Raw genomic sequence first — 3,336 nt, 5'->3', positions numbered from 1 at the left:
TTAGAAACAAATATTGTGGAATAATTATTCCATGAATATCTATAAGGCAGGTGACTCTGGGTGGAGTGACCTGCCTTTTTTGTATCAGTTTTATTTCCCTCCAAAAAACTTCTTCCGGTAATAAGAATCTGCTGTATACAGTGCTGCCGTCGGGTTATTGCCTGTTACGCGGTCCTTGGTTACGAGGGTAGTGACGTAGGCATCCGAGTATTTGTAGAACAGGCTGTCGTGTCCTACGCAGAGACCGATTACCACGTTCAGGTCGGTATGTGCCTCGTTCAGCAGACGGGCTTGCAGAATCGGGTTGCACATGGCGGCACCGATGCTTTCACATTGTGCGGGGATGCCCATCGACGTTTTGGGCTGGCCGGCTACCTTGCAGATGACCGAGTAAGCCTCGAAGCCGTTGGCACGGAGGATGCGGGCAAAGATGCGGGCTTCGCGGATGAGGCCGATGCAGTTGGCAATGCCGATGCGGTGCGCACCGATTTTCCGGGCAAACTCCATGATTTCCTGCACGCGGGTCCACTGGCAGTAGCCTTCGTATTCCACTTCCGCACTGGCAATCATAATCTCGCGGTTGCGTCCCTCATCGTAACGTTCCAGTGCCCACTGGCGGTCTTCCTCTTTCAGGTTATCCGTGGGACAGAAATCAGGGTAGGTGCGGTCCTTGTATTTGCAGTTCTGTGTGCCGCAGTCCACACAGGTAGGTATTGTTTCTTTTTCCATAAAGGCGTGTGTGATTGGTTAAACTGAGGGCAAAGATACGAGATTTCTTTCCAATTGGTAGACAGAAAACCGCATTTGGTGGATTCTATTTTTAAAAATTGCAGGCGACTTCTACATTTGTTTCCGATTAGTTTTCATTTAAATTGTAAGTAAGATGAAGAAAATTGTGTGGATGGCCTGCGGAATGGCCTTGATGTGTGCACCTTTGAGTGCCAGTGCGAATGTCCGCTACGATGACCCGCAGGAGAAAGTGCAGAAGAAAGAAGTGCCCAATCCGGAGAAAGCGGCCCAGCGACGAACCGACGAGATGGATAAGGCACTGAACCTGACGGAAAAGCAGTACAAGAAGATTTACAAGCTGTTCCTGAAGGAAGAAAAGGAAAAAGTGGAAAACATGATGGAGCGTCACTCCGGAGGAATGGACGGACAGCGTCCTATGGGAGGAAGACCCCCGATGGGTGGAGGACGCCCTCCGATGGGAGGTGGCATGCCACCGCAGGGTGGAGGATTCTCCGGAATGGGAGGAGCTCCGGAAGGCATGAGTCCGGAAGAACGGATGAAGGAACATGCCGAGAAGATGCAGAAGGAGCAGGAAAAGCGGGAGAAGAAAATCCGTAAGATTCTTACCGAGGAACAGTATGCCACCTGGCAAACCGTGAAACCGCAGCCGCAGGTGTTGCCTCCGATGCCGGAAGGCGAGAGACCGGGGCCGGGACCTCGTGATCGGGAAAAAGGTGAGGGGCCGTTGCAGGAAGTCCGTGCAGAGTAAGCCGTGCTCATCCTGCGGGAGGGTTTCAGAGTCCGGGAGGCAACTTGCTTTCCATCAGTTCTCGGCAGTTGAACGAGGCTCCGTCGGCAGTGAATGTGCCGTCACCTCTGGCATGAATCATCCGTAAATCTTGACAGCGGGTGTTTTCTACCACGCGCGTCACTTTCAGGACAACGAATCCATATCTTTCAATGTAATCCGTCACTTTACACTCCAGGCAGGCGATGCATCCATCTAATAAGGGGGCTTGTACCGTTTGCGCCGGAAGAGGGTTGAGGTGAAACCTTTTGAACTTGTCCGTATCGGCACCGCTTACCATGCCGATGCGGACAACTGTTTCCAGCATTTCTGCCGGAGGGATGCAGACCACACATTCACCCGTATGCATCAGGGTACCGAACGAGTGGTTCCATTCGCCCGTGGTGAGCACGAGGTGCTGGTCGAAGTCGATGGCCATGGTCCAGGAGATGGTCATCACGTTGTTTTTTTCTCCGTCGAAGGTGGTGACAAGCACCACTGGCCCTGGCTCGATGTAGGTCAGCGCTTTTTCTATGGAAGTCTCTTTCATGGTGTTTTGTTTTGCTTGCTGAAAGATAGCTTTTCCAGTTGATTTTGCCAAGGTATGTTACGGCTTTTTATCCCTTTTAACCTTCTGGTGAATATGGATTTGAGATACTTCGGAGGGTCGGAACAGAAACCGTAAAAAGGGTAGTTTTCACGGTAAAACGGGTTGTGGAAATGCGTGCGAAACAGATTATATTTGCTATGTAATAAATTAAACATGTAAGAACAATGAAGCAAATTTTAATGGCATTAGCCTTGCTTTGCAGTGTGAACCTGACGGCTTGCGCACAGAAACAAAACACTCAGCCTATGAAACATGATTCGAAAATTCTGGTGGCGTATTTTTCGGCCACAGGCACTACCGCCGAGGCGGCAGGGAAACTGGCCCGTGTGACGGGCGGAGAACTTTTTGCTGTAACCCCGCAAAAGGTTTATACTACAGCCGATTTGGATTGGCACGATAAACGCTCACGGAGTTCGGTGGAGATGAGCGATGCCAAGGCACGTCCGGCCTTGAAAGCGAAAAAAACGGACATCGCAACCTATGACGTGATATTCATTGGCTATCCCATCTGGTGGGGCGTGGCACCGAGAATCATCCATACTTTTATTGAGAGTCACGATATGAAGGGGAAGACACTGGTGCCTTTTGCTACTTCGGGAGGTAGTGGAATCGCCCAGAGCGTGAAGGTGCTCAAGGAAACGTATCCTTCTTTGCAATGGACGGAAGGGCGATTGCTCAATCGTGCCGGCGAAAGTGACATCCGTGCGTGGGTGGAGAAACTGGACTGTCTTCGCTGACAGATACCTGATTTTCCCGTGGGGTGATTCTTGGAATGTGCGGCAGATGTTCTAGGATAATAGTAAACAGCACGATGGCACAATTCGGTAGCAAACTGTCATGTATTCCAGAGTTATAGAATCCACGGGAAAATCGGTTGAACAGGAACTAAAGAGGCTGTAGAGAGTGTATAATAAATATAGCCTTTTTGTCCAACAAATCATGATGAAATGTTTTTTATGTCTTCCATACGAGGTCCGTATGTTTCCTGTTCGTAAAACATACGGATTTCAGGGCGAAAACAAATGTTTTTCACATAAGAAACGTAGAAAAACAGAATGTAAATTTCCATGTGTGCCTATGAGTTTTTCAATCCATGTAAAGAGGTGAGGATCGAAATCCAAAAGTAATTTCTATATCTTGATAGCCTGAAAAGGGGATTATTGGCCGATGCAGTAATATTCTGAACAGAAAAGGAAGTATTATTTCTTTT

Annotated in this window: 4 protein-coding genes; 2 read left to right on the top strand and 2 right to left on the bottom strand. The window is 49.0% G+C overall.

Annotation, left to right across the window (positions count from 1 at the left end):
• Window positions 1-90 precede the first annotated feature (90 nt).
• The gene (locus tag ACMJ0U_RS11500) at window positions 91-729 is read right to left on the bottom strand and encodes a DUF1847 domain-containing protein (RefSeq protein WP_007558784.1); all 639 of its coding nucleotides are present in this window, start codon (window positions 727-729) and stop codon (window positions 91-93) included.
• A gap of 154 nt (window positions 730-883) precedes the next feature.
• Between ACMJ0U_RS11500 and ACMJ0U_RS11495 the strand changes: the two genes are divergently transcribed.
• The gene (locus ACMJ0U_RS11495; RefSeq protein WP_417130051.1) at window positions 884-1,498 is read left to right on the top strand and encodes a DUF4890 domain-containing protein; all 615 of its coding nucleotides are present in this window, start codon (window positions 884-886) and stop codon (window positions 1,496-1,498) included.
• A 25-nt stretch (window positions 1,499-1,523) separates the two neighbouring features.
• Here the strand turns inward: ACMJ0U_RS11495 and ACMJ0U_RS11490 are convergent, their stop codons facing one another.
• Window positions 1,524-2,066, bottom strand: a complete 543-nt coding sequence (locus ACMJ0U_RS11490) for a flavin reductase family protein (RefSeq protein WP_417130050.1) — start codon at window positions 2,064-2,066, stop codon at window positions 1,524-1,526.
• Window positions 2,067-2,290: 224 nt separating this feature from the next.
• On the opposite strand from ACMJ0U_RS11490, the gene ACMJ0U_RS11485 reads away from it, so the two are divergent.
• Window positions 2,291-2,863, top strand: a complete 573-nt coding sequence (locus tag ACMJ0U_RS11485) for a flavodoxin (RefSeq protein ID WP_417130049.1) — start codon at window positions 2,291-2,293, stop codon at window positions 2,861-2,863.
• The last annotated feature ends 473 nt before the right edge of the window (window positions 2,864-3,336 follow it).

Origin of the sequence: Phocaeicola sp. (assembly GCF_048170425.1) — a bacterium.
Taxonomy (GTDB): Bacteria; Bacteroidota; Bacteroidia; order Bacteroidales; family Bacteroidaceae; genus Phocaeicola.
This window is presented reverse-complemented; position numbering and strand designations above follow the sequence as displayed.